General features: G+C 72.4%; 20 protein-coding genes and 1 tRNA gene. 9 read left to right on the top strand and 12 right to left on the bottom strand.

Annotated elements, in window-relative coordinates:
• Positions 1-7 precede the first annotated feature (7 nt).
• The 4 genes from hutI to hutU all read right to left on the bottom strand — a co-directional run bounded on the left by hutI (position 8) and on the right by hutU (position 5776).
• Entirely contained in the window at positions 8-1210 is a 1203-nt protein-coding gene (gene hutI / locus OG349_RS22420) for an imidazolonepropionase (RefSeq protein ID WP_327236310.1), read from the bottom strand.
• 38 nt (positions 1211-1248) lie between these two features.
• Positions 1249-2745, bottom strand: a complete 1497-nt coding sequence (locus OG349_RS22415; protein ID WP_327236309.1) for a formimidoylglutamate deiminase — start codon at positions 2743-2745, stop codon at positions 1249-1251.
• Positions 2742-3950 (bottom strand): allantoate amidohydrolase, encoded by a 1209-nt coding sequence (locus OG349_RS22410; RefSeq protein ID WP_327238669.1) that lies wholly within the window; start codon positions 3948-3950, stop codon positions 2742-2744. The genes OG349_RS22415 and OG349_RS22410 overlap by 4 nt, the downstream gene beginning before the upstream one ends.
• 95 nt (positions 3951-4045) lie before the next feature.
• A complete protein-coding gene (hutU, locus tag OG349_RS22405) occupies positions 4046-5776 on the bottom strand; it encodes a urocanate hydratase (protein ID WP_327236308.1) in 1731 nt (576 codons plus the stop codon).
• 192 nt (positions 5777-5968) lie between these two features.
• Between hutU and OG349_RS22400 the strand changes: the two genes are divergently transcribed.
• From OG349_RS22400 to OG349_RS22390, 3 genes are all read left to right on the top strand, one after another.
• The gene (locus OG349_RS22400) at positions 5969-7459 is read left to right on the top strand and encodes a diaminopimelate decarboxylase (RefSeq protein ID WP_327236307.1); all 1491 of its coding nucleotides are present in this window, start codon (positions 5969-5971) and stop codon (positions 7457-7459) included.
• Positions 7460-7461: 2 nt separating this feature from the next.
• The gene (locus OG349_RS22395) at positions 7462-8139 is read left to right on the top strand and encodes an alpha/beta hydrolase (protein ID WP_327236306.1); all 678 of its coding nucleotides are present in this window, start codon (positions 7462-7464) and stop codon (positions 8137-8139) included.
• A 69-nt stretch (positions 8140-8208) separates the two neighbouring features.
• Positions 8209-9423 carry an MFS transporter gene (locus tag OG349_RS22390; RefSeq protein ID WP_327236305.1) on the top strand — a complete coding sequence of 405 codons (1215 nt, stop codon included), beginning with the start codon at positions 8209-8211 and terminating at the stop codon, positions 9421-9423.
• A 430-nt stretch (positions 9424-9853) separates the two neighbouring features.
• Here OG349_RS22390 and OG349_RS22385 read toward each other — a convergent pair whose 3' ends face one another.
• The 4 genes from OG349_RS22385 to OG349_RS22370 form a co-directional block, all read right to left on the bottom strand.
• Positions 9854-10432 (bottom strand): hypothetical protein, encoded by a 579-nt coding sequence (locus OG349_RS22385; RefSeq protein WP_327236304.1) that lies wholly within the window; start codon positions 10430-10432, stop codon positions 9854-9856.
• A gap of 115 nt (positions 10433-10547) precedes the next feature.
• Positions 10548-11384: a MurR/RpiR family transcriptional regulator gene (locus tag OG349_RS22380; protein WP_327236303.1), complete on the bottom strand. Its 837-nt coding sequence runs from the start codon at positions 11382-11384 to the stop codon at positions 10548-10550.
• Positions 11381-13018 carry an aromatic amino acid ammonia-lyase gene (locus OG349_RS22375; protein ID WP_442806408.1) on the bottom strand — a complete coding sequence of 546 codons (1638 nt, stop codon included), beginning with the start codon at positions 13016-13018 and terminating at the stop codon, positions 11381-11383. The genes OG349_RS22380 and OG349_RS22375 overlap by 4 nt, the downstream gene beginning before the upstream one ends.
• 135 nt (positions 13019-13153) lie before the next feature.
• On the bottom strand, positions 13154-14101 hold the full coding sequence (locus OG349_RS22370) for an FkbM family methyltransferase (RefSeq protein WP_327236301.1): 948 nt from the start codon (positions 14099-14101) through the stop codon (positions 13154-13156).
• Between the two features lie 195 nt (positions 14102-14296).
• Between OG349_RS22370 and OG349_RS22365 the strand changes: the two genes are divergently transcribed.
• Entirely contained in the window at positions 14297-14707 is a 411-nt protein-coding gene (locus OG349_RS22365) for a hypothetical protein (RefSeq protein ID WP_327236300.1), read from the top strand.
• Between the two features lie 306 nt (positions 14708-15013).
• Here the strand turns inward: OG349_RS22365 and OG349_RS22360 are convergent, their stop codons facing one another.
• Entirely contained in the window at positions 15014-16420 is a 1407-nt protein-coding gene (locus tag OG349_RS22360; protein WP_327236299.1) for a cystathionine beta-synthase, read from the bottom strand.
• A gap of 169 nt (positions 16421-16589) precedes the next feature.
• On the opposite strand from OG349_RS22360, the gene OG349_RS22355 reads away from it, so the two are divergent.
• The 3 genes from OG349_RS22355 to OG349_RS22345 all read left to right on the top strand — a co-directional run bounded on the left by OG349_RS22355 (position 16590) and on the right by OG349_RS22345 (position 20536).
• A complete protein-coding gene (locus tag OG349_RS22355) occupies positions 16590-17726 on the top strand; it encodes an SGNH/GDSL hydrolase family protein (RefSeq protein WP_327238668.1) in 1137 nt (378 codons plus the stop codon).
• Positions 17727-18045: 319 nt separating this feature from the next.
• Complete coding sequence (locus OG349_RS22350) at positions 18046-19266, top strand: acetyl-CoA C-acetyltransferase (RefSeq protein ID WP_327236298.1); 1221 nt, start codon at positions 18046-18048, stop codon at positions 19264-19266.
• Positions 19267-19600: 334 nt separating this feature from the next.
• On the top strand, positions 19601-20536 hold the full coding sequence (locus tag OG349_RS22345; RefSeq protein ID WP_327236297.1) for a hypothetical protein: 936 nt from the start codon (positions 19601-19603) through the stop codon (positions 20534-20536).
• A gap of 3 nt (positions 20537-20539) precedes the next feature.
• Here OG349_RS22345 and OG349_RS22340 read toward each other — a convergent pair whose 3' ends face one another.
• The 3 genes from OG349_RS22340 to OG349_RS22330 all read right to left on the bottom strand — a co-directional run bounded on the left by OG349_RS22340 (position 20540) and on the right by OG349_RS22330 (position 22194).
• Positions 20540-20911 carry a hypothetical protein gene (locus OG349_RS22340; protein WP_327236296.1) on the bottom strand — a complete coding sequence of 124 codons (372 nt, stop codon included), beginning with the start codon at positions 20909-20911 and terminating at the stop codon, positions 20540-20542.
• A 122-nt stretch (positions 20912-21033) separates the two neighbouring features.
• Positions 21034-21894 carry a Bax inhibitor-1/YccA family protein gene (locus OG349_RS22335; protein ID WP_327236295.1) on the bottom strand — a complete coding sequence of 287 codons (861 nt, stop codon included), beginning with the start codon at positions 21892-21894 and terminating at the stop codon, positions 21034-21036.
• 216 nt (positions 21895-22110) lie between these two features.
• Positions 22111-22194: transfer RNA gene (locus OG349_RS22330), tRNA-Leu, on the bottom strand.
• A 386-nt stretch (positions 22195-22580) separates the two neighbouring features.
• Between OG349_RS22330 and OG349_RS22325 the strand changes: the two genes are divergently transcribed.
• Both OG349_RS22325 and OG349_RS22320 read left to right on the top strand, forming a co-directional pair.
• Positions 22581-23351: an ABC transporter ATP-binding protein gene (locus OG349_RS22325; RefSeq protein WP_327236294.1), complete on the top strand. Its 771-nt coding sequence runs from the start codon at positions 22581-22583 to the stop codon at positions 23349-23351.
• Between the two features lie 156 nt (positions 23352-23507).
• Entirely contained in the window at positions 23508-26084 is a 2577-nt protein-coding gene (locus OG349_RS22320; protein ID WP_327236293.1) for an ABC transporter permease, read from the top strand.
• The last annotated feature ends 67 nt before the right edge of the window (positions 26085-26151 follow it).

The raw sequence follows: 26151 nt of genomic DNA, 5'->3' as shown, positions 1-26151 counted from the left end.
GGCGGTCTCAGAGGCGTACCCCGTTCCGCCAGACCGACGACACCAGCGGGACGCCGGGACGGTAGGCGAGGTGGACGTGGCTCGGGGCGTCCAGGACGGTGAGGTCCGCGCGGGCGCCCGGGGTGAGGCGGCCGATGTCCGTACGGCGCAGGGCCCGCGCGCCGCCCGCCGTGGCCGACCAGACCGCCTCGTCCGGGGTCATGTGCATGTCCCGTACGGCGAGGGCGATGCAGAACGGCATCGAGGAGGTGAAGGACGAGCCGGGGTTGCAGTCGGTGGAGAGGGCGACCGTCGCGCCCGCGTCGAGGAGCCTGCGGGCGTCCGGCCACGCGGCGCGGGTGGAGAACTCGGCGCCGGGGAGCAGCGTGGCGACCGTGTCGCTGTGCGCGAGCGCGTCCACGTCCGCGTCGGTGAGGTGGGTGCAGTGGTCGGCGGAGGCGGCGTCGAGTTCGACGGCGAGCCGCACCCCGGGGCCGTACGACAGCTGGTTGGCGTGGATCCGGGGGTGCAGTCCCTTGGCGCGGCCCGCGAGGAGGATCGCGCGGGCCTGGTCGCCGTCGAAGGCGCCGGTCTCGCAGAAGACGTCGATCCAGCGGGCGTACGGGGCGCACGCGTCGAGCATGTCGCCGGTGACGAGCGCGACGTACGCGGCGGGGTCGCCGGCGTGGTCGGGCGGGACGATGTGGGCGCCGAGGTAGGTGACCTCGTCGGTGTGCTCGCTCGCGATGCGCAGGGAGCGTGCCTCGTCCTCGACGGTCAGGCCGTAGCCGGACTTGGTCTCCAGGGTGGTGGTGCCCTGGCGCAGGGCCTCGGCGACATAGCGGGCGACGGTGGCGTCCAGGTCGGCGTCGGAGGCGGCGCGGGTCGCGGCGACGGTGGTACGGATGCCGCCGGCGGTGTAGGCGCGGCCGGACATCCTGGCGTTGAACTCGGCCGTGCGGTCGCCGGCGAAGACGAGGTGGGAGTGGGAGTCGACGAAGCCGGGGACGACGGCCCGGCCGCCGAGGTCGAGGGCGTTGTCAGTGGGGGGTGCTTTGCTTGATTCACCGACCCAGACGACGCGGTCGCCGTCGATGACGACGGCCGCGTCCTGGATCAGACCGATGGGGGATCCGTCACCGAGGGAGGGGTCGTTGGTGACCAGACCGGCGATGTTGGTGAGGGCGGTGGTCGCCGCCGTAGTGGCGGTGTTCGGCGTGCTCGTGGGCATGGGGGAGGTGCGCTCCTTCGGCGGCGGGCCGGCGGGGGTCAGGCGCGGCGGGACAGGGCTCCGATCGCGTCCGCGAGGGCCCGCGCGGTGTCGGGGACCTGTGCGTGGACCCCGTCCCGGACGACATGACGACCGCTCACGACCGTGTGGCGTACATCAGCGGCGGAGGCGGCGAATACGGCGGTCTCCGCTCCGAGCCGGGGCAGGGGTCCCGCTGTCCTGACCGAGTCCAGGGCGATCGTGACGAGGTCGGCGAGTGCCCCTTGTTCGATACGGCCCGCCTCGGGCCAGCCGAGGGCCGCGTGGCCGTCGGCGGAGGCGGCGTGGAGCAGGGCGCCGGCCGTCCAGTGGCCGCGGGTGCGGGTGCGCAGGCGTTCGTTGAGTTCCATCGCGCGGGCCTCTTCGAAGAGGTCGATGACGGCGTGGCTGTCGCTGCCGAGCGAGAGCGGCGAGCCGGCGCGCTGGAGCTGGGCGGCGGGTCCGATGCCGTCGGCGAGGTCGCGCTCGGTGGTGGGGCACATGCAGGTGCCGGTGTGGGTGGCGCCCAGCAGCGCGATGTCCTCGTTGGTGACGTGGGTGTTGTGGATGCCCGTGGTGCGGGCGCCGAGGACGCCGTGGTCGTTGAGGAGCTGCACGGGGGTGCGGCCGTGGACGGCGAGGCAGGCCTCGTTCTCGGCGGCCTGCTCGGAGAGGTGGACGTGGAGGGGGGCGCGCCGGGCCCGGGCCCACGCGGCGACGGTCGGGAGCTGTTCGGCCGGCACGGCCCGTACGGAATGGATCGCCGCGCCGATCCGGGCGTGGCGGCTGTCCTTGAGGGCGGAGGCCCTCTCGGCCCAGGCGTCGGCGGTGCCGTCGGAGAAGCGGACCTGGTGGCGGTCGGGGGCTGCCCCGCCGCGCCGCTTGGAGACGCCGGACGAGAGATAGGCGGTGTCGAGCAGGGTGATCCTGATGCCGGCGTCGGCGGCGGCCGCGATGAGGGCCTCGCCCATCGCGTTCGGGTCGTCGTAGGGGGTCCCGTTGGCCCCGTGGTGGAGGTAGTGGAACTCACCCACGCAGGTGATGCCGGCCAGCGCCATCTCGGCGTACACGGCCCGGGCGAGGGCGTGGTACGAGTCGGGGGTGAGCCGGGCGGCGGTGCGGTACATCAGCTCGCGCCAGGTCCAGAAGGTGCCGGAGCCGACCTGGGTGGTGCCGCGCAGGGCGCGGTGGAAGGCGTGCGAGTGGGTGTTGGCGAGCCCGGGGAGGGTCAGTCCGCGCAGGGCCACGGCGCCCGGGGGCGGGGCGTCGGTCTCGGTGCGGACGGCGGTGATCCTGCCGTCGGCGACCTCGACGGCCACGCCTGGCTCGACGTGGTGGTCGAGCCAGGCGTGCTCCAGCCAGTAGGTGGCGCGGAGGCCCTGCCGGTGGTCCGGTGGCTCGGGCGACTCCTGCGGTGCTTGCCCGTCCTGCGGCGCTTGGCGGACCTGCGGTGCTTGCCCCTCCTGCGGTGCTCGGCGGTCCTGCGACCCGTGCGACTGCTGCGGTCCCTGAGTCATGCGCACGCCAGTCCTTCCAGTACGTCGGCCAGGGCGAGGACGCCCGCCAGGCAGTCGTCCTCGGCCGCGGATTCGGCCGGGGAGTGCGATACGCCGGTCGGGTTCCGTACGAACAGCATGGCGGTTGGAATGGATCCGGACAAAATGCCCGCGTCGTGCCCGGCGCCGGTGCCGAGGACAGGGACGGAGGCGGGGCCCTTCGCGGCGCCGGAAAGGATCCTGGCCAGCTCGTCGCGCAGGGCGTGCTCGAACTCGACGACGGGGGTGAAGGACTCCCGTACGACGGTCAGATCGATCCCGGCGCGTTCGGCGGCCTCGCGGGCCGCCGCCTCGATCCCGGCGACGACCGTGTCCAGGGTGGCCTGGTCGGCGGCGCGGGAGTCCAGCCAGCCACGGACGAGGGAGGGGATGGCGTTGACGCCGTTGGGTTCGACGGAGATCTTGCCGAAGGTGGCGAGGGCTCCGGCCAGCTCGGCCTCGCGCCGGGCGGCGAGGACGGTCTCCGCGTACGTCAGCATCGGGTCGCGGCGGTCGGCGAGGCGGGTGGTGCCCGCGTGGTTGGCCTCGCCGTGGAAGTCGAACCGCCAGCGGCCGTGCGGCCAGATCGCCGAGGCGATGCCGACCGGGTCGCCGGAGAGGTCGAGGGCGCGGCCCTGCTCGACGTGCAGTTCGACAAACGCGCCGATACGGGCCAGGCGTTCGGGGTCCGGGCCGAGGGTGGCGGGGTCGTGTCCGGCGGCCTCCATCGCCCGGGGCAGGGAGACGCCGTCGCCGTCGCGCAGCTCGTACGCCTTCTCGGCGGTGAGCTGTCCGGTGGTGAGCCGGGAGCCGACGCAGGCCAGACCGAAGCGGGCCCCTTCCTCGTCGCCGAAGTTGGTGACGGCCAGGGGCCTGGTGAGGCGCGCTCCCCTGCGGCGCAGTTCGTCCAGGGCGGCGAAGGAGGACACCACACCGAGGGGGCCGTCGAAGGCGCCGCCGTCGGGGACGGAGTCGAGGTGGGAGCCGGTGACGACGGCGTCCCCGGCGAGGGGGTCGCCGAGCCAGGCCCACTGGTTGCCGTTGCGGTCGAGTTCGTGGGCCAGGCCGCGGATCTCGGCCTGGGCGCGGAACCAGGCGCGGCAGTCGGTGTCGGCGGCGGTCCAGGCGTAGCGGCGGTAGCCGTGGCTGGTGGCGTCACGTCCGACGGGGGCGAGGTCGCGCCACATCTCCTGGAAGGAGGGCGGGTTCCCGGCCGTCCCCGCTTCCCCGGCGGGGGTGCCGGGTTCGCGGGCGGGCGGCGCGGGGTGCGGGGTGCGGGGGCTCACGCGGGGGTGCCGTCCGTCGTAGGAGTGGCGGACCCGGGTGCGGAGGACCCGGCTGCGGAGGACTCGTCGGGGGCGCCCTCGCGCATCGGGACGCGGACGCCGCGCGCCTCGGCGACCCTCTCCGCGATGTCGTAACCGGCGTCGACGTGGCGGATGACGCCCATGCCCGGGTCGTTCGTCAGGACGCGGCGGATCTTCTCGCCCGCGAGCTTCGTGCCGTCGGCGACGGTGACCTGACCGGCGTGGAGGGAGCGGCCCATGCCGACACCGCCGCCGTGGTGGATGGAGACCCAGGAGGCGCCGGAGGCGACGTTGACCATGGCGTTGAGGAGCGGCCAGTCGGCGATGGCGTCGGAGCCGTCGAGCATGGACTCGGTCTCGCGGTACGGCGAGGCCACCGAGCCCGCGTCCAGGTGGTCGCGGCCGATGACGACGGGCGCGGCCAGCTCGCCGGAGGCGACCATGTCGTTGAACCGCTCGCCCGCCTTGTCGCGCTCGCCGTACCCGAGCCAGCAGATGCGGGCCGGGAGTCCCTGGAAGTGGACACGTTCGCCGGCCAGCTTGATCCAGCGGTGGAGGGACTCGTTCTCGGGGAAGAGTTCGAGGATCGCTTTGTCGGTCTTGTGGATGTCGGACGCCTCGCCGGACAGGGCCGCCCAGCGGAAGGGGCCCTTGCCCTCGCTGAACAGCGGCCTGATGTAGGCCGGTACGAAGCCGGGGAAGGCGAAGGCCCGCTCGTACCCGGCGAGTCGGGCCTCGCCCCGGATGGAGTTGCCGTAGTCGAAGACCTCGGCGCCCGCGTCCATGAAGCCGACCATGGCCTCGACGTGCCGGGCCATCGACTCGCGGGCACGCAGGGTGAAGTCGGCGGGCTTCTCGGCGGCGTACGCGGCCATGTCGTCGAAGTCGACGCCGAGCGGGAGGTAGGCGAGCGGGTCGTGCGCGGAGGTCTGGTCCGTGACGATGTCGATCGGGGCGCCCTCGGCGAGCATGCGGGGCAGCAGTTCGGCCGCGTTGCCCAGCAGCCCGATGGAGAGCGGGCGGCGCGCGTCGCGGGCCTCGGTCGCCAGCTGGAGGGCATGGGCGAGGCTGTCGGCCTTCACGTCCAGGTAGCGGTGCTCGATCCGGCGCTCGATGGCGCGCGGGTCGCAGTCGATACAGATGACGACGCCATCGTTCATGGTCACGGCGAGCGGCTGGGCGCCGCCCATGCCGCCGAGACCGGCGGTGAGGGTGATCGTCCCGGCGAGCGTGCCACCAAACTTCTTGGCGGCGACGGCGGCGAACGTCTCGTACGTGCCCTGGAGGATGCCCTGGGTCCCGATGTAGATCCACGAACCGGCCGTCATCTGCCCGTACATGGTGAGCCCGAGGGCCTCCAGGCGCCGGAACTCCTCCCAGTTCGCCCAGTCCCCCACCAGGTTGGAGTTGGCCAGCAGCACCCGGGGCGCCCACTCGTGGGTCTGCATCACGCCCACCGGGCGGCCGGACTGGACGAGCATCGTCTCGTCCTGCTTGAGCGTGCGCAGCGTACGGACCATGGCGTCGAAGGAGCGCCAGTCACGGGCCGCCTTGCCCGTGCCGCCGTACACGACGAGCTGGTCGGGGTGTTCGGCGACCTCGGGGTCGAGGTTGTTCTGGAGCATGCGGAGGGCGGCCTCCTGCTGCCATCCCAGGGCGCTCAGTTCCGTACCGCGCGCTGCCCGTACGGGGCGGGGTCCTGACATGGCGGTGCCTCCTCCATGGGGGTGGTGCACAGTGGATCGCGTGGGCCGTGCACGTCATGTTGGCCGATCTATTCACATCCTGGACGGATGAATAGTTGTAGTCAACAGGCGCGGGGCGCACGCGGCCCGATCGGGGGCAGATCGACCGCAAATCGACGGCAAGCGGCCGACAACGATGATTGGCTGGCATCCATGGGCCTGGACCGCGAGAACGACCACGACCACGATCAGGACAGCGACCACCACCACGGCCGGGACAGCGATCGGGACCGGGACGGTGACGCGCCCGCCCGGCGCGACCGTGCCGTGCGGGCCGCCGTCGCACAAGGGCTGCTCACCGAGGACCAGCCCGTGATCGCCCTGCTCGACGTGGCCGGCATCCGCGCCTCCGCCGCCGCGCTCCGTACCGCGTTCGCCGAGGTCACCGCCCCGGGCACCGCCGTCCTGCACGCCTTCGCCGTGAAGGCCACCCCGCTGGTGCCGGTCCTGCGGCTGCTGAACGACGAGGGCATCGGCGCCGAGGTCGCGAGCCCCGGCGAGCTGGCGCTGGCCAGGGCCGCGGGCGTAGGGGCCGAGCACACCGTCCTCGACTCCCCCGCCAAGACCACCGCCGAGCTGCGCGAGGCCCTCGCCCTCGGCATCGCGGTCAACGCCGACAACCCGCAGGAGCTGGGCCGCCTCGACGCGCTCGTCCCCTCGCTCTCCCCGGGTACCCGCTCCCCCCTCGGCCTGCGCGTCAACCCCCAGGTCGGCGGCGGTTCCATCGGCGCGCTGTCCACCGCCACCGCGACGTCCAAGTTCGGTGTCGCGCTCCGCGACGAGGGGTCCCGCGCCTGGGTCGTCCGCGCCTGCCTCGACCGCCCCTGGCTCACCCGGCTGCACACCCACACCGGCTCGCAGGGCGTCCCGCTGGAGCTGATGGCACAGGGTGTGCGGGCGGCGTACGAACTGGCCGAGGAGATCAACGCGGCCGTCGGCCGGCAGCAGATCGACACCCTGGACCTCGGCGGCGGGCTCCCGGTCAACTTCGCCTCCGACGAGGAAACCCCGACGTACGCCACCTACGCGCGGCTGCTGCGGGACACCGTCCCCGGGCTGTTCGACGGCAGGTACGGCCTGGTCACCGAGTTCGGCCGCTCGCTGCTCGCCAAGCACGGCACGGTCCTGGCCCGCGTCGAGTACGCCAAGTCCGCGGGCGGCCGCCCGATCGCGGTCACCCACGCGGGCGCCCAGCTCGCCACCCGTACGGTCTACGACCCCGCCTCCTGGCCGTTGCGCCTCGCCGCGTACGACGCCGAGGGCCGCCCGAGCACGGCCCAGGTCGTGGCGCAGGACGTCGCGGGACCCGCCTGCTTCGCGGGCGACCTCCTCGCCGAGAACCGGGCCCTGCCGCTGCTGGGGCAGGGGGACCTGGTGGCCGCGCTCGACACCGGCGCGTACTACTTCACGAACCACTACGCGTACAACAGCCTGGCCCGGCCGGGGATCTACGGTTTTGTACGGTCCTCCGGCGGCGGCAGCGGCATCGACGGCGACGACGGCATCGACGGGGTGCGCTTCGCTACCGTACGGACTCCCCAGACGGTCGAGGAGATCGTCGCCGAGTCGGGCGGACCGCACGCGGACGCACTGCGCGCGGACGCATCGCACACGGATCGCGACACCCCACCAAGGAGCCTCTGACGATGGCCACGTACATACTGCTTCCCGGCGCCGGAACCGACACGTGGTACTGGCACCTGCTGGAGGCCGAGCTGCGCGGGCGGGGCCAGGACGTGGTGGCGGTGGACCTGCCGTGCGACGACGACACGGCCGGGCTGGCCGAGTACACCGACACGGCGGTCGGCGCCATCGGTGACCGTACGGATCTGATCGTGGTGGCCCACTCCTTCGGCGGGTTCACCGCCCCGCTGGTGTGCGACCGCGTGCCGGTCGACCTGTTGGTGCTGCTCCAGGCGCAGATCCCGGCGCCGGGTGAGAGCCCGGGCGAGTGGTGGGGCAACACGGGTTACGAGCAGGCCCGGCGCGAGCAGGATGAACGGGACGGCAGGGATCCTGACGACAACATCGCCCTGTTCCACCACAACACCCCGCCGGGGCTGGCCGCGCAGGCCCAGGAACACGCGCGTCCCCAGTCGGCCACCCCCTTCATGAAGCCCTGGCCGCTGGCCGCGTGGCCGGACGTGCCGACGAGGTTCCTGCTGCCCCGGGACGACCGCTTCTTCCCCGCCGCGTACATGCGGGGGATCGTGCGGGAGCGGCTCGGCATCACTCCCGACGAGATGCCCGGCGACCACTGCCCGATGCTCGGCCACCCCCGGGAACTGGCCGACCGGCTGGAGGCGTACCGCACGGAGGCGTAAGAGCCGCCCGTCGGCCACGCCCCGTGGCGGAGCCCGTCGGCCGGGCCGATTCCGCGCATCCTGGGACCCATGCGGATCACACCACGACACCTCGGCTACCCGGCGGCCGCGGCGGTGTTCGCCATCGGTATGGCGGGCACCACGCTGCCCACCCCGTTGTACGGGCTGTACCGCGAGGAGCTGGGCTTCTCCGAGTTCATCGTGACGGTGGTCTACGCCGTCTACGCGGTGGGCGTGATCGCGGTCCTGCTGTTCGCGGGGAACTACTCCGACAAGGTGGGCCGGAAGCCGGTCCTGCTGATCGCGGTGGGGCTGTCGGCGGCGAGCGCGCTGTGTTTCCTGTTCGAGGGCGGGCTGGGCCTGCTCTTCGTGGGCCGCCTGCTGTCGGGGTTCTCGGCCGGTCTGTTCAGCGGCTCGGCCACCGCGACCGTGCTGGAACTGGCCTCCCCCGCGCACAAGGCGCGCGCGGGCCTCGCGGCGACCGCCGCCAACATGGGCGGGCTCGGCTGCGGGCCGCTGCTGGCCGGGCTGCTGGCCGAGTACGCGACACACCCCCTGCGGCTGCCGTTCCTGGTCCACCTCGTACTGCTGGCGATGGCGGCCTGCCTGACACTGCTGCTGCCGGAGAGCGTGAAACGGCAGGCACCCGCCGGGGACGGGAAGGCGGGCCGCGTACGGCGGTGGCCCCCGCTGACCCCGCAAGGCCTGGTGGTCCCGCCCGAGGTCCACGGGGTGTTCGGCCCTGCCGCGCTCGCCGCGTTCGCCGGCTTCGCGCTGCTGGGACTGTTCAGCTCGGTCGCCCCGAGCTTCGCGGCCCAGACGCTGCACGAGGACAACCTCGCGGTGGTGGGCGCGGTGGTCTTCTCCACCTTCCTGGCCTCGACGCTGGGACAGCTCGCGATGGGCTGGGTCGGCGGACGCAGGGCGCTGCCGCTGGGCAGTTTTGTCCTGGTGGGCGGGCTGGCCCTGGTCGCGGCGTCACTGGCGGCGGAGTCGCTGGGACTACTGGTGGCGGGCGCGGTCGTCGGGGGCCTGGGCCAGGGCCTGGCCTTCCGGGCCGCCGTCACCTCCATCGGCGCGGCGGCACCACCGGCCCAGCGCGCGGGCACGATCTCGGCGTTCTTCGTCATCGCCTACATCGGCATCTCGCTGCCGGTGATCGGCGTCGGCGCACTCTCGCTCCTGCTGGACCTGCGGACCGTGGGCCTGATCTTCACGGGGTGCGTGGCGGTGCTGGCGGCGTGGGTGGGGATGCGCACGGCGGGGCGCGGTGCGAGGGGGTAGGGGCGGCGGCGCGGGGCACGGCCCGGGGAGTACGAGCGGGCGCGGCCCGGGAGGCGTACGAGCGGGCACGGCCCGGGAGGCGCGGGCGGAGGTCGCCCGGGGAGCGCCACCGGACACGGCCCGGGAAGCACGGGCGGGAGCCGTCCGGAGGAAACAGGCGGAGACCGCCCGGCAAGAACCGCCGGGCATGACCCGGCAAGTACGGGCGGGCACGGCCCGGGGGAAACGGGCGGAGGCCGCACGGGAAGCGCGGGTGGGCGCCGCACGGGAGGCAGGGGTGGGGGACGTCCCGGATGTGTCCTCGAAAGCGGCACAAGAGAGGTCGGTGGGGGGCGGAGCGAGCGAGCGGCGCGCGCGGGTTTTGGGAGCGGCCGCGCCATGAAAAGCCACGCCCCGGGAAGGGGCCCAGCGGCAGCGAGGGGCGCCCCGGTCAGGGGTGGTGGCGCCGGCCCCCGCCCGGCACCGCGTCGCCCGCGCCGGTTCCGGTGGTGCGGTAGCCCTTGACGCGTTTGCCGGCGGGACGGCCCGAGCCGGCCCAGTCCGTACGTACCCACAGCAGCGCGTCGTCCCGCCGCTCCAGGCGGCCCAGCCAGGCCGCCTTGAGCCACAGTCCCACCCCCGCGCCCGCCAGGACCGCGCCCGCGACGACCGGCACCGCGAAGGAGCTGCCGACGGCGGCGGCGAACGCGCCCACCAGCCACCAGACATGGGCGCGCCGCCAGTTCCGCAGCGTCACGGCGCGGTCCTGGAGGACGTCGAACCTGCCCGCGCGCGAGGCGCGTTCCGCCCAGGCCGTGTACTTGCGGCGGCGTACGAGCACCACGGCCGCCGCAGAGACGACGAACAGCGCCGCACCCGCGTAGACGCCGATCCTGCGCCCGGTCAGACCGGGGATCAGCAGCCCGATCCCGGCGGCGGCCAACCCGAGCCACCAGAGCGGGACCGCACCGGCCCGTACGACCACCGCGACCCTCACCAGCGATTGTCCACCGCGTCCCGCACGCCCCACGATCCGCCTCCTCACGCCTGTGTGTGGCGGGGAGATTAATAGGACTTCCTGAACATTTTCTGAGAACCGATCGCCGGGAACCGATCGGTTCTCAACCGGTCGCCCCAAGGGCGGCCTACTCCACGAACAGCCCCCGCGCCGCCGCCCCCGCGTCGAACTCCTCCAGCCGCGTCTGCGCCTCCGGCAGGTGGTCGCACATCGCCTCCAGTAGGACCCGCCCCAGCAGCATCGGCGCGCAGGCCGTGTCGAAGGCGAGGCCCGTGCCGACGGCCGCCGGGATCAGCAGGTCGCTGTGCTTGGCGACCGGCGCGAACGCGGAGTCGGCCACGGTCACCACCGTCAGCCCCGCCGCGCGCGCGTACGTGAGTGCCTCGACGACCTCCTTGGGGTGGCGCGGCAGCGCGAAACAGAGCAGGGCGCTCGCGCCCGCGCTCCTCGCCGTGTCGATCCGGTCGGCGAGCATCGTGCCGCCCTCGTCCAGCAGCCGTACGTCCGGATGGACCTTGGCCGCGAAGTAGGAGAAGCCGCGCGCCTGCGAGGAGGCGGCCCGCAGCCCGAGCACCGGCAGCGGGCGGGAGGCGGCGAGGAGCCGGCCGGCGCGCTCGACCGGCGCCGGGTCCGCGAGCAGCTCGGCCAGATGCCGGAGATTCTCGATCTCGCCCAGCACGGCCTGCTGGTACTCGTTGTACGGGGCCGCCCCCGCGTCCTGCTCGGTGGGCGCGACCTCGCGCAGGTGCTTGCGCAGCGCCGGGTAGCCGTCGAAGCCGAGCGCGACGGCGAAGCGGGTGACGGACGGCTGGCTGACCCCGGCCAGTTCGGCGAGTTCGACGCTCGACAGGAAGGGCACGTCCCCGGCCCGGCGCACCATGCTGTGCGCGATGCGCCGCTGGGTGGGGGTGAGGCGGTGGCCCTCGAAGAGCTGCTGGAGTCGGGCGGCAGGGCTGTCGCTCACGCGATCCCCCTTCTCGGGTCCGGGTCGGGCGGCCCGACGGGCGGCGGGACGGGCGGCTGGACGGACGTCGGAACGGCGTTGGCGGGTACGGCTGTTGTACGGGGCGTCGCCCGTGCCGTACGGCCCCCCGCGTCCGCCGCCAGGTCGGTGAACCGGTCGAGCAGCGCGGCGGCCCCCGTCACATCATCGGTCAAGGGCCGGTCGGCGAACGACTCCTGGAGTACGGACTCCGCCAGCTCGAAGGCCCGCCCCACCAGCAGCCCGGCCTCGGGCCGCAGTCCGCGCTGCCGCAACGCCCGCACGGCGGCGACCAGTTCGCAACCGACGACCAGCCGGTACGCACCGGCCGCGCGGAGCGTCTGGCGGGCGGCGAGCGAGGCGAAGCTGGCCTGCTCCTCGACGCCCCGGGAAAGGACGGTGTGGCCGAGGGAGGCCGGCGCGGAGTAGGCCCGCAGATCGCCCAGCGCCGCGCCCGCCGCGTACTCCAGGATCATCACGCCGGAGCTGGCGGGCTCGGCGTCGGCGAGGAAGGGCCGCAGCCGGGTGAAGGCGGGCTCGTTCAGGGCGGCGAGGCGGGAGGTGGACAGCCGGGCGGTCTGGACGAGCGAGAGCCGGAAGTGGTCCAGGGCCAGGGCCAGTTGGGCGAGGTAGAAGCCGCCGTGGTGGTACGCGGCGGGCGCCGGCTCGCTCTCCGTGCCGGGGACGATCAGCGGGTTCTCGGCGGCGGCGTTGATCTCGACGGCCAGCGCGCTCTCCAGCGCGTCGGCGGCGTCCCTGGCCGGGCCGTGTATCTGCGGGACGCACCGGAAGCCGTACGGGTCCTGGATGCGGCCGAGCGGCGGCGCGGGGCGGTCGGGCGCGCCGAGCATCCGCCGCATGTCGGCGGCGACGGCGTACGAACCGGCGTGCGGGCGGGCCGCGTGGACCGGTTCGGCGAACGTCTCGTACGAGCCGTCGACGGCCAGCAGCGAGAGCGCGGCGACCAGTTCGGTGGCGGTCACGAGGCGCCGCAACTCGTCCAGCGCCAGGGCTGCCTGACCGAGCGTCAGCGCGTTGCTGCTGATGAGCGCCAGCGCGTCGTTGTTGTCGAGGGGCTGCGCCTCGGGGGGCCGCCCGCCCCGCCAGGGGTGTTCACCGGCGAGGGCGAGGCCCAGCTGGGCGAGGGCCGCGATGTCGCCCGTACCGACGGACCCGAATTCGTTGACCACGGGGTACGCGCCGGTCTCCAGCGCCTCGCAGAGCGCGGTGACGACGGTCGGGCGCAGCCCGGCGCCGCCGGCGAGGAGCTGGTTGGCCCGTACGGCCAGCATCGCGCGGACCTCGCGGGCGGGCAGGGTGCCGCCGATGGCCCCGGCGTGGCTGCGCAGCAGCCGCAGCCCGTGGTCGGCGGCGGCCTCGGTCGGCACGGCCTCGGTGCGGTTGGCGCCGACGCCGGTGGACCGCCCGTACACCCGGCCTGACGCGGCCAGCTCGCGCGCCACGTCCCAGGTCCGCTCGACGCGCTTCATCGCGTCGGTGCCGGGGACGGGACGGGCGGCGCCGTCGGCCAGCCGCACGACGTCGGCCACCGGGAGGCTCTGCCCGTCCAGGACGACCACGGCGGCGGCCACCGGGTACGGCGGGTGGGACGACATCATGCGCGCATGCCCCCTTTTGGCATCCATTCAGCCACACACAACTCTGCATGACTATATGCAAGCCGGGCAAGCGCGGCAGCCGTCGGGCGCAGCCCTTCTCCCGAAGGTCAGGGCAGGGTCACGGCACCGTGGTCAGGCGTACTCCTTCTCCCGGGGCGCGAAGATCAGGTTGCGGCTCTTGCCCGGGCGTCCCTCGGCGATCGGCACGAGCCGGCGGTCGGACTCCGAGATCCAGCGGAAGGTGTAGTCGAGGTCCCGGAAGGGCTCGGTGAGCTGGTCGAGCAGCGTCGACTGGAGCGCTTCGAGGATGACGACGGGCCGGTCGCGCTTGAGGAGGTGCCGGGCCCCGGCGAGGACACTCGGCTCGTGGCCCTCGACATCGATCTTGATCAGGTCGATCGGGGTGTCCCCCAGGGCGTCGTCCAGGGAGACCAGCTGCACCCGGCTGGTGATCGCGCTGGCCACGGGCTTGGTGAAGTCCTCCAGGGAGGAGCCGGTGGAGAGCAGGTTCACCAGCGGGAAGCGGATGTTGATGTCCGCGAACCCCACGTGGTCGGAGACGCCCTTCTGGTGCAGCACCAGGTTCTTGACGCCGTTCACCCGGTGGTTGACGGCCAGCCTGGCGTGGATGGGCGGGACCGGCTCAAAGGCGTGCACCTTGGCCTTGGGGGCGGAGAGGGCCGCGATCATCGCGTAGTAGCCGACGTGCGCGCCGACGTCGAGGACCGTACGGCTGCCGGCGGCGAGACGGCTCCAGTGGTAGAGGCTCGCCGACTCGTAGCCGAAGCGGCCGTTCCACACGGTGTCGAGGGCGACGGCCTCGTCGTTCGCGCAGAACATGACGAACGGCGGACAGAGGCCCGAGTCGATCTCCACCCACCCGTGGTGGGGGAAGGCCTTGCGGTGGGTGTTGAGGATCTCGGTGGTCGTGACCGGCCGGACGCGCGCGGCCTCCGCCGCGGTCGCCCGGTTCGCCGCGTCGAGGTCTTGGATCCGGGTGCCGCGCGGGGCGGCGGCCGGCCGGCCGGAGCCCGGCTGCGCCCGGCGTGCGGCTGACGAGATCTTGCGGAGGATCTTCACGGGTCTCCTTGGATGTCTTCCGACGGAAGGGCCGTTCGAGTCTGCCGATGTTGTCGCCGCCCGCTGAGCGCAGGATGTTCACCGGGTGAACGTGAGGCGAATGCCTGGGCGTCGGAGCCGGCCCGTCCCGGGGACCGGGAAATGGGGGGTTACCCCCAGGGACCGGAAGCACTCCCGCTTCGTACGGTGGTCCGCATGGAAGCCTTCGATCCTGAGCTCAAGAAGGAGCTCGACGCGACCCTTCAGGCCCGCCGGGAGCTGGGGGCGGAGTACGAGCCCGCGCTCGTCGAGTCGTTCCTGGAGAAGGTCGAGCAGCGCCTCGACGGGACGGTCGACCGCCGGGTACGGCGCCAGCTCGCCGAACAGCAGATGTCGGCGGCCCGCAGCAGCCGCTCGCCGGCCGGGCCCCAGGGGTTCGGGGAGCGGTTCGGGTTCGGCATCATCTCGCTGATCCTCGCCATCCCGCTGTCCGCGATCGCCGCCGTGGCCGGCACCAAGGGGCTGGTCGTGTGCTGGCTGGGCATCGTGGCGGTCAACACGGTGCATTCGTCGCACGGCTGGCCGTGGGCCGCACGGCGGCGGCGCGAATCCGACTGGGAGGACTGACAGGCGCGGTCCCGCGCCCGGAAGCCAAGGAAACGGGGGGAAAACGGGAAACGTGAGCGCGTCCGGGAAAAAGTAAGCGCGGGGACCGCCGCACCCCCATTGCTGGGGGGCGGGACGACGACGGTCCCCGCGAGGGACACGATCCGGGTCAGGGCCGGTTCTCGTGTCCTGGGCGTCCATGGAGGTCCGGGAGCCGCTCCGTAGTCCGTGACGCCGACAACAACCAATGTGCCGTACGCGTGTTAAGCGGGTGCTGCGTGGACGTGTCGCCCTCGTACCACTTTCGCGAATGCGCGAAACCCCGGGTCAATGTGCCGGGTGGGGCACGTCCTTGGACAGGAACGCCAGCAGATCCTGCCTGCTCACGACACCGGTCGGCTTCCCCTCCACCAGCACGATCGCCGCGTCGGCGCCGTCCGAGCCGCTCAGCGCGGCCATCAGGTCGGCCACCGCCTCACCGGAACCGACCTGCGGCAGCGGCCCCGACATGTGCTTCTCCAGCGCGTCACCGAGCGCGGCCCGCTGGGTGAACAGCGCGTCCAGGAGGTCCCGTTCGACCACCGAGCCGATGATCTCGGCGGCCATCACGTCCGGGTGTCCCGCGCCCGGCTTCACGATGGGCATCTGGGAGACGCCGTACTCCCGCAGGACCTCGATGGCCTGGCCGACCGTTTCCTCCGGGTGCATGTGGAGGAGCGTCGGGATGGGGCCCTCCTTGTGCCGCAGGACGTCACCGACGGCCGCCGCGCCCCCGGTCTGCTCCAGGAACCCGTAGTCGTTCATCCACTCGTCGTTGAAGATCTTGCTGAGGTAGCCGCGCCCGCTGTCCGGCAGCAGGACGACCACGACGTCGTCGGGGCCGAGCCCCTCGGCGACCTTCAGCGCCGCCACGACCGCCATCCCGCAGGAGCCACCGACGAGCAGCCCCTCCTCCTTGGCGAGCCGGCGGGTCATCCGGAACGAGTCCTTGTCGGAGACGGCGACGATCTCGTCCGTCACCGTGCTGTCGTACGCCGTCGGCCAGAAGTCCTCACCGACCCCCTCGACCAGGTACGGCCGGCCCGAGCCGCCCGAGTAGACGGACCCCTCGGGGTCGGCGCCGACGACGCGCACGCTGCCGCCGCTGACCTCCTTGAGGTAGCGGCCGGTGCCCGAGATGGTGCCGCCGGTGCCCACACCGGCCACAAAATGGGTGATTTTCCCCTCTGTCTGCTCCCACAGCTCCGGACCGGTGGTCTCGTAGTGCGAGCGGGGGTTGTTCGGGTTGCTGTACTGGTCCGGCTTCCAGGCGCCCGGCGTCTCCGCGACCAGCCGGTCGGAGACGTTGTAGTACGACTCCGGGTGGCTGGGGTCGACCGCCGTCGGGCAGACGACGACCTCGGCGCCGTACGCGCGCATGACGTTGATCTTGTCCGTGGACACCTTGTCAGGGCACACGAAGACGCACTTGTAGCCCTTCTGCTGGGCCACGATCGCGAGTCCGACGCCGGTGTTGCCGCTGGTCGGTTCGACGATCGTGCCGCCCGGCTGGAGCTCTCCGCTCTGCTCCGCCGCCTCGATCATGCGCAGGGCGATCCGGTCCTTCACCGAACCGCCCGGGTTGAAGTATTCGACCTTGGCAAGGACTGTCGCCCGAATGCCCGTGGTCACGCTGTTCAGTTTCAACAGCGGGGTATTGCCAACCAGACTGATCATCGAGTCGTGGAATTGCACCGTATGTCTCCGGGGTCTCCGTGATGGTCCGGCCAGCGTATGCGGAGACGCGCGAGATTGGGCGACGGGCCTTACGGGGCAGTTAGCTGGTGTACGTACTCACGCGTAGGGCGCGCGGCGTACGGCGTGCGGCGAGGAGGAGGTGGCTCGGACTGTGTCGAGGGCGAGGGTGGCACGGCGGATCGCGGCGGGCGCGGCCTACGGGGGCGGGAGCATCGGCCTGATCGGCGCGGCCGGCGTGGGGATCCTGCTGGCGGAGGCGCAGCTGGCGAAGCGGTCGGTGGGCGGCGGGATCGCACCCGTACCGCCGAGCGGCAACGGGTGGTACGGACTGGCCTTCGGGCACACCGATCCGCTGCGGATGGGCATGCTGGGCGATTCGACGGCGGCGGGGCAGGGCGTGCGCCGGGCGGGGCAGACCCCGGGGGCGCTGCTGGCCTCGGGGCTGGCGGCGGTCGCGGAGCGGCCGGTGGACCTGCGGAACGTGGCGCTGCCGGGGGCGCGCTCCGACGACCTGGACCGGCAGGTGACGCTCCTGCTGTCCGGCGCGGAGCCGCCGGAGGTCTGCGTGATCATGATCGGTGCCAACGACGTCACCCACCGGATGTCGGCGACCCGCTCGGTGCGGTACCTGTCGGCGGCGGTACGGCGGCTGCGGACGGCGGGCGCCGAGGTGGTCGTGGGGACCTGTCCCGACCTCGGCACGATCGAGCCGGTGTACCAGCCGCTGCGCTATCTGGCCCGCCGGGTGAGCCGGCAACTGGCGGCGGCGCAGACGATCGTGGCGGTCCAGCAGGGGGCCCGTACGGTCTCGCTGGGCGACCTGCTCGGGCCCGAGTTCGCGGAGAACCCCCGGGAGCTGTTCGGTCCTGACAACTACCACCCGTCGGCCGAGGGGTACGCGACGGCGTCGATGGCCGTCCTGCCGACACTGTGCGCGGTGCTGGGCCTGTGGCCGGAGACCGATCACCTCGACGTGTCGCGCGACGAGGACATGCTCCCGGTGGCCAAGGCCGCCTCGGCCGCCGCGTCCCGGGCGGGCACGGAGGTCACGGGGGCGCGCGGGCCGTGGGCCCTGCTGAAACACCGGCGGCGCAGGCACCCGGTCACGCCGGTGGACGTGGCCCCCCAGGAGGCGGCCTCCCAGGACGAGGACGCGGCTGCCCAGGACCTCGCTTCCCAGGAGGCCGCCCCGCACAACACCACCCCCCGGGGCGCGAGCGTCGCGGACCCGGACGCCGAGACCCCCGCCGAGGCGCGCCGGGCCCGCAGGGCGCGCCAGGGGACGACCCCCCAGCAGACCTGACGGCCGCGCGCCACCGGTATGGAGGGAGTGGCGCATACCGATCATGGGCGGCCACCGCCCGGGGACGGTGGCGCGCGAATCGCGCCAGAGTCGGGCCGCGATCCGGTGCGTAACAGAAACCGACCGCGCGCCCCGGTACGCCGGGCGTACGCGTGCGCTACGTGTACGCCCCCGCACCCTGCGCCCGCACCACCCCAGCTGAGCAAGCGCTTAGAAAAGAGGTCCGCATCACACGGCCGGCTCGGTGACCCGAGCGCTACGTACGGGTAACTTCCCAGAGAGTCCCGCTTTCGCCGTCCAGCACCCTGGGAGCCGTCCGATGCCCGAAGCCGTGATCGTCTCTGCCGCCCGTTCCCCCATCGGCCGGGCCTTCAAGGGCTCGCTCAAGGAGCTGCGGCCCGACGACCTGACCGCCACGATCATCCGGACCGCGCTCGACAAGATCCCGGAGCTGGACCCGCACGACATCGACGACCTGATGCTGGGCTGCGGGCTGCCCGGCGGCGAGCAGGGGCACAACCTCGGCCGCATCGTCGCCGTGCAGATGGGCATGGACCACCTCCCCGGCTGCACGATCACCCGCTACTGTTCCTCGTCGCTCCAGACCTCCCGCATGGCGATGCACGCGATCAGGGCGGGCGAGGGCGACGTCTTCGTCTCCGCCGGCGTCGAGATGGTGTCGCGCCAGGTCAACGGCTCGTCGGACGGCATGCCCGGCACGCACAACCCGCTCTTCGCGGACGCCGAGGCGCGTACGGCGGAGGTCGCCCAGAGCGAGGGCGCGAGCTGGCACGACCCGCGCGAGGACGGCCTGGTCCCGGACGCGTACATCGCGATGGGGCAGACGGCGGAGAACCTGGCCCGCCTCAAGGGCGTCACCCGCCGGGACATGGACGAGTTCGGCGTACGGTCCCAGAACCTCGCCGAGGAAGCCCTCAAGAACGGCTTCTGGGAGCGGGAGATCACCCCCGTCACCACCCCCGACGGCACGGTGGTGACCAAGGACGACGGCCCGCGCGCGGGCGTCACCCTGGAGGGCACGCAGTCCCTCAAGCCCGTGTTCCGCCCCGACGGCCTGGTCACGGCGGGCAACTGCTGCCCGCTGAACGACGGCGCCGCCGCTCTGGTGATCATGTCCGACACCAAGGCCCGTGACCTGGGGCTGACCCCGCTGGCCCGGATCGTCTCCACCGGTGTCACCGGCCTGTCGCCGGAGATCATGGGCCTCGGCCCGGTCGAGGCGTCCCGACAGGCGCTCTCCCGCGCCGGGCTGACCATCGGCGACATCGACCTGGTCGAGATCAACGAGGCCTTCGCCGCGCAGGTCATCCCGTCCTACCGTGACCTGGGCGTTCCCCTGGAGAAGCTCAACGTCAACGGCGGCGCGATCGCCGTCGGCCACCCCTTCGGCATGACCGGCGCCCGCATCACCGGCACCCTGATCAACAGCCTCCAGTTCCACGACAAGCAGTTCGGCCTGGAGACGATGTGCGTGGGCGGCGGCCAGGGCATGGCCATGGTGATCGAGCGGCTGAGCTGAGCCCGTCCGGGCCGCCCCCGGACCGCCCGGGGCGGCCCGTGTTCGGTACGGCGGCGAGCCGCTGACCTGGCACGAAGAGGCACGGGGAGGCCGCCCGGGGCCTCCCCGTCCCAGCCTGCCGGTCCTCGCCGATCCCCAGTCGTGACTGAATCTCCCCCAGGATGTGACCTCTTCCACGGGGAGATTCGTTTGAGCCGGTCAGGTCCGGATGGAGACTAAACCTAAGGCCCAAAGACCTGTCCCATTCATGACGTAATGCACTGACGGCGGGCCCCGCACCCACGACAAGCTGATGTAGGAAGTCGGGGGTATCTATTGAGACCGGGAGTTGTCAGTGAGCGCCACATCTCTTGCCCTGCTGCTGACCACGGCCGCCGCGACGGCCGTGGGAGTCGCCGCACTGCACGCCGCCCACGGGCTGCGCCGCGAGGTGGCCGCCCTGCGCGGTGAGCTGGCCGCGAACCCCGCCGGGCCCGCCGTGTCCGTACCGCAGGCCAGAAGCGCCACACCGACCGAGGAGATACGTTCCGCCGTCGCCGAGGCCCTGGCCGAGGAGCGCGAGCGCGAGCTGGCCGAGGCGCGTGCCTTCTGGGCCGCGCAGGAGGCCCGCGACGCGGCCGACACCCCGTCCCTGCTGGGCGGTCTCGCCGGGCTCGGCACCGAGGAGGGCGGCCCCTTCTACGTGCCCCGCCAGGCCGACTTCGCCGGACTGGAGTCCCTGGAGTCCGTGGACGCGCTGGACTCCCTGGACCTCGACGCCCTCGACGGCGGCGGGTTCACCGACGCGGACGACACCTTCGCCGACCTGCCCGACCTGAGCGAGGTCAGTGAGGTGAGCGAGTTCGCCGGCGAGTACGCCGAGGACTCTCCCGAGCTGGCCGCCGCCCGTCGCCGGCACCCCTCGCACCCGGACTTCGTACCGGTGCAGACGCCCGTGGTCACCGACCACGAACGCACCGTCGCCCGGCTCGAAGAGCTCGCCGAGACCCGTACGGCACTGGCGGACGTACGGCCGGGACCGCTGGGCACGCTCGACGTCTACGTCTTCACCGACGGCACCACGCTCTGCATGACGCCCGGCCACCGCGAGACCGCGGAGCGGCTGGCCGAGTCCCTGCGGCAGGGCGGCGCGCCGTTCCTGCTGGGCGGCTCGGGAGTCTCCGGGGCGTACACGCTGACCTTCTCGACCGACGGTCCCGCCGCGGACACCGGCAGGGACGCCGGGGAGCACATCTACATCCTCGCGGACCGCGTCATAGCTTCGCTCTAGTCGTCAGAGCTTCGCTCTGGTCACGGCCCGCTCGACCGACCTCACGGCCTCGTCCAGCTCCACCAGGGACGGGGCCGTTCGCAATGCCTCGGCCAGGTCGGCGGCGGCGACGGTCAGCTGGTCCGCGACCACGAAGACCCCGGCGTCCGGCATGAGCCGGGGCTCCGGCGCTGGGCCGGCGCCGCTCGCGTCGCCACCACCGCCACCCCCGCTCGCGTCGCCGGCCGCTTCGAGGCGCTGGGCCCGTACGGACAGCTCCCTCGCCAGCGCCAGCGCCTCGGACGCCGCGCCCCTCTGGAGCCTGCTGCGGGGGGCGGACCGCAGGCGGTCGGCGAATCGGTCCACGGCGGCCGTCAGGGGCGTTGTATCGAGCACGCCGCGACCCTACGCGCCCGGGCGACGCGAAGGGGTCCGTGGCACCTGCCACGGACCCCTTCGCGTCTGTCTGTTGCCGCGTCAGCCGTTCTGTGCCGCCGTCAGCCGTTCTGTGCGCCGCGTCAGTCGTTGCCCTGAAGGATCGACAGGACCCGCAGCATCTCCGTGTAGATCCACACGAGCGTCACGGTGAGGCCGAAGGCCGCCAGCCAGGACTCCTCGCGCGGAGCGCCGTACGCGACGCCGTCCTCGACCTGCTTGAAGTCCAGAGCCAGGAAGCACGCGCCGAGGATGATGCCGACCACGCCGAAGAGAATGCCGAGGCCGCCGCTGCGGAAGCCGAGGCCGTCACCGCCGCCGAACAGGGCGAACAGCGCGTTGACCGCCATCAGGATCAGGAAGCCCATCGCCGCGGCCATCACGAAGCCGTAGAAACGGCGGGTGACCCGGATCCAGCGCATCTTGTACGCGATCAGCACGCCGGCGAAGACCGCCATCGTGCCGAGCACGGCCTGGATCACGACACCCGGCGAGATGTACGTGCTCACCGCGTTGCTGATGACCCCGAGGAAGACACCCTCGAAGGCGGCGTACGCGAAGATCAGCGCCGGGACCGGCGTGCGCTTGAACGACTGGATCATCGCGAAGACGAAGGCGATGAGCGCGGCGCCGATGGCGATGCCGTACGACTTCCCGAGGTTCGCGTCGTCCACCGGCAGCAGGACCCAGGACAGGACCGCCGTGAGCACGACCGTGCCCAGCGTCATGGCCGTACGGGCCACGACGTCGTCGATCGTCATGACGTCCGCGCGGGCGGGCGCCTGCGGGCCGCCGAGCTGAGTGCCCTGCTGAGGCGCGTAAGGGTTGGTCGCGTAGGGGTTGGTTCCTACGGCGGGGCCCCCGGCCGGTGCCGCGGTGAAGCCCGCTTGGCCGTTGTCGCGGCTGAAGCCCCGCCGCGAGAAGACCGGGTTGGTGCTCCTCATCTCACTCCTCCATGGCCACCCAGCGCGGCCTTGGCACAAGAGTAATGGGCGAGCAAAAGGAACACCCTACTGCTCCGGGAGGATCTTTCCGGGATCGTGACCCGAAACGGGTGCCGTCCATCACACCGGCGGAGCGACGGCGGGCCGGCCGGCCCGGGCGGAGAAGTCGTCGGACCGGAATGAGGGCTTCCGGTGGGGAATGAAAAGTCGGATATGTGCCCGGAACCGGACTTGAACCGGTACGCCCCGAGAGGGGCAGCGAGGTTTAAGCTCGCCGTGTCTGCATTCCACCACCCGGGCGTGGCGCGGCTCCGCGTTGGCACACGAGCATATCGGGGCGCGCGCCCCGAATTTCAGCCCCATGGCCCGATGTTGTCTTATTTTACTGACACCTGAGGGTGCGTCAGCACATGGAATGAGCCATCGACACATGGTGGGCGCGGGTGGTCATTACCTACTGCGGCGTACGGAAATGACGAAAAGTCGCCGCCCGGTCACTCAAGTCGTACCTGTCCGGGGGCAGGTCGTACCTGTCTCAGGGGTGGTGTCATCCCCGAGGAGGAGCCGGACGGGCTCCGGTCAGTCCCAAGAGGGCCCCGGGAACGGGCATCGGGGCTGACGCACCGCCGCCGGACGGCCGAGACGATGAAGGGGTCCACTCAGCGCGTCGACAGGAGTCCCCCGCCGTGACCACCACCCCGCTCGCCCACCGCGCCACCGCCGTGGCCGCCCGCGCCTCCGGGCTGTCGAAGGTCTACGGACAGGGCGAGACCCAGGTGGTCGCCCTCGACCAGGTCAGTGTGGACTTCGGCCAGGGCGAGTTCACCGCCATCATGGGCCCGTCCGGTTCCGGCAAGTCGACGCTGATGCACTGCGTCGCCGGCCTCGACAGCTTCAGCGCCGGGTCCGTACGGATCGGGGACACCGAGCTGGGCTCCCTCAAGGACAAGCAGCTCACCCAGCTCCGCCGGGACAAGATCGGCTTCATCTTCCAGGCGTTCAACCTGCTGCCCACGCTGTCGGCGCTGGAGAACATCACGCTTCCCATGGACATCGCGGGCCGCAAGCCCGACAAGGCCTGGCTCGACCAGGTCATCACCATGATCGGCCTGGCCGACCGGCTCGGCCACCGGCCCACCCAGCTCTCCGGCGGCCAGCAGCAACGGGTCGCCGTCGCCCGCGCCCTGGCCTCGCAGCCGGAGATCATCTTCGGCGACGAGCCGACCGGGAACCTGGACTCGCGCGCGGGCGCCGAGGTGCTGGGCTTCCTCCGCAACTCCGTGCGGGAGCTGGGCCAGACGGTCGTCATGGTGACCCACGACCCGGTGGCCGCGTCCTACGCCGACCGGGTGATCTTCCTCGCCGACGGCCGGATCGTCGACGAGATGCTCCACCCCACCGCCGACGGCGTGCTCGACCGGATGAAGGCGTTCGACGCCAAGGGCCGCACGAGCTGACGGGTCGTACGACCACCGGCGCACGACCCGTCACCGCACGACCCGTCACCGCGGGACCGCCTTCGCGCGACCGCCTTCGCACGCCAGCACGGCCGTACGACCGCACCCGCCCGGCCCGCCCCGTCCCACCCGGCCCATCCCACCAGGACTCCCACCATGTTCCGTACCGCCCTGCGCAGCGTGCTCGCGCACAAGGCCAGGCTGCTGATGACCGTGCTCGCCGTGATGCTCGGCGTGGCCTTCGTCTCCGGCACCCTGGTCTTCACCGACACCCTCGGCAACGCCTTCAGGAACCAGTCGGCCAAGAGCTACAAGGACGTCTCCGTCGCCGTCAGTTCGCACGACAGCCGTGACGACGGAGGCCGTGACGACGGAGGCCCGGGAGGCGGCGGCGGCGAAGAGGGCGGCGGCCGGAACCCCGGCATCAGCGCCGCGACCCTCAAGAAGATAGGCGCGCTGGACGGCGTCTCCTCCGTCGTCGGCCGGGTCGACGGCTTCGCCGGGGTCGCGGACCAGGACGGCAAGCTGATCGGCAGCGGCTGGTCCAACACCGGCTCCAACTTCGTCCCCGCCAAGGACGGCGAGGACCCCGCCTACACCTTCACCGAGGGCGCGGGCCCCGAGCGGGACAACCAGGTCGCCCTCGACCGCACCACCGCCGACAAGGGCGGGTACCAGGTCGGTGACACGGTGCGGGTCGGCACCAACGGCCCGGTGCGCGAGTTCACCCTCAGCGGCGTCTTCACCACCGAGGACGGCGCGGTCAACGCGGGCGGCAGCCTCGTCCTCTTCGACACCGCCGTGGCACAGAAGCTCTACCTGGAGCCCGGCTTCTTCAAGGACGCCACCATCAGCGCCGACCCGGGCGCCTCCGACGCGGCCGTGCTCGCCGGGGTCAAGAGCCTCCTGCCGGACAACGCCGAGGCACAGACGGGCAAGCAGCTCGCCGACGACCAGGCCGCCGACATCGAGAGCGGGCTCTCCGGCCTCAACCAGATCCTGCTGGCCTTCGCCGCGATCGCGCTGTTCGTCGGCGTCTTCCTCATCTCGAACACCTTCACCATGCTCGTCGCCCAGCGCACCAGGGAGCTGGCCCTGCTGCGTGCCGTCGGTGCCTCGCGCCGCCAGGTCAAGCGCTCCGTGCTGACCGAGGCCGCGGTGGTCGGCCTGATCGCGTCGGCGGTCGGCTTTGTCGTCGGCCTGGGGCTGGCGACCGGACTGCGGTCCGCCATGGGCTCGTTCGGCGCGCAGCTCCCCGCCGGACCGCTCGTCGTCTCCCCGACGGCGGTCGCCGCCGCCTTCGGTGTCGGTGTCCTGATCACCCTGCTCGCCGCCTGGCTGCCCGCCCGCCGCGCGGCGAAGATCCCGCCGGTCGCCGCGATGAGCAGCGTGCACGGCCTGGTGACCACCAAGTCGCTGGTGGTACGGAACTCGATCGGCGCCGGACTGACCCTCATCGGGTCCGCCGGAATCTTCGCGGGCGCCGCCGCCGGCTCCGACGGACGGATGCTCATCGGGGCCGGCGCGTTCCTGACGATGATCGGTGTCATCGTGCTCATCCCGCTGCTCTCGCGCCCGGTCATCGCGCTCGTACGGCCGCTGCTCCGGGGGGTGTTCGGGGTCTCCGGCAAGCTGGCGGCGCAGAACGCGGTGCGCAACCCGCGCCGTACCGGAGCCACCGCCTCCGCGCTGGCCATCGGCCTCACGCTGGTCACCGGGCTCACGGTCATCGGGGTGACGGTCGGCCGGGCCGTGGACAAGGCGACCACGGACAACATCCGCGCCGACTACATGGTGCAGATGGCGAGCGGCGGCGGCCTGGACCCGTCGGCGGTCGCCGCGCTGGAGAAGGCGCCGGGCGTGAGCGCGCTCTCCCCGCAGCAGTCCGCCGGCATCGAGGTGAAGGGGAAGTTCCACTCCGCCTCGGCCGTCACCCCCGGGGACATCCAGCAGCTGTTCGCGGTCGCCACCCTCTCGGGCTCGCTGGACACTCTCGCCCAGGGCGAGATCGCGGTCTCCGGCAAGATGGCGAAGTCGAACCACTGGCGGACCGGTGACACCCTGCCGGTGACGTACGACGACGGGAAGCGGGGCTCGCTGCGGATCGGCGCCACGTTCGAGGAGAACGAGTTCCTCGATTCGATGCTCGTTCCTACGGACGTCGTCAAGGCGCACGAGTCGCGGCCGTACATCGGCGAGGTGTGGGTCAAGACGGACGGCGGCGCGAGCGCCGCTCACGAACAGGCGCTCGTGGACGCGCTGGGCGACAACCCCGGCATCAGCGTCATGGACCGGCAGGACATCAGGAACACCTTCGGCGGCTTCATCAACACCGCGCTGAACATCATGTACGGCCTGCTGGCGATGGCCCTGATCATCGCGGTCCTCGGCGTCGTCAACACCCTGGCGATGTCCGTCTTCGAGCGGCAGCAGGAGATCGGCATGCTGCGGGCCATCGGTCTCGACCGGGCGAAGGTGAAGCGGATGATCCGGCTGGAGGCCGTGGTCATCTCGCTCTTCGGCGCGGTGATCGGGGTGGCGCTGGGCGGGTTCCTGGCCTGGGCGATCGGCCAGACGATCAAGAGCTCGATCCCCGGGTACGTACTGGTCGTCCCGTGGGAACGGATCGGGATCTTCCTGCTGCTGGCCGGGGTGGTCGGCGTACTGGCCGCCCTGTGGCCGGCGCGCAGCGCGGCGCGGCTGAACATGCTGACGGCGATCAAGACCGAATAGCGCATCTCCTCAGGACGCCCTGAAGAGAGACGAGCGCCGGACGGGCCTGGAGCCCGTCCGGCGCTCT

Origin of the sequence: Streptomyces sp. NBC_01317 (assembly GCF_035961655.1) — a bacterium.
In the GTDB taxonomy this organism is placed as follows: domain Bacteria; phylum Actinomycetota; class Actinomycetes; order Streptomycetales; family Streptomycetaceae; genus Streptomyces.
Note: the sequence above shows the minus strand (reverse complement) of the source record. Positions and strands in the feature narration are given on the sequence as shown.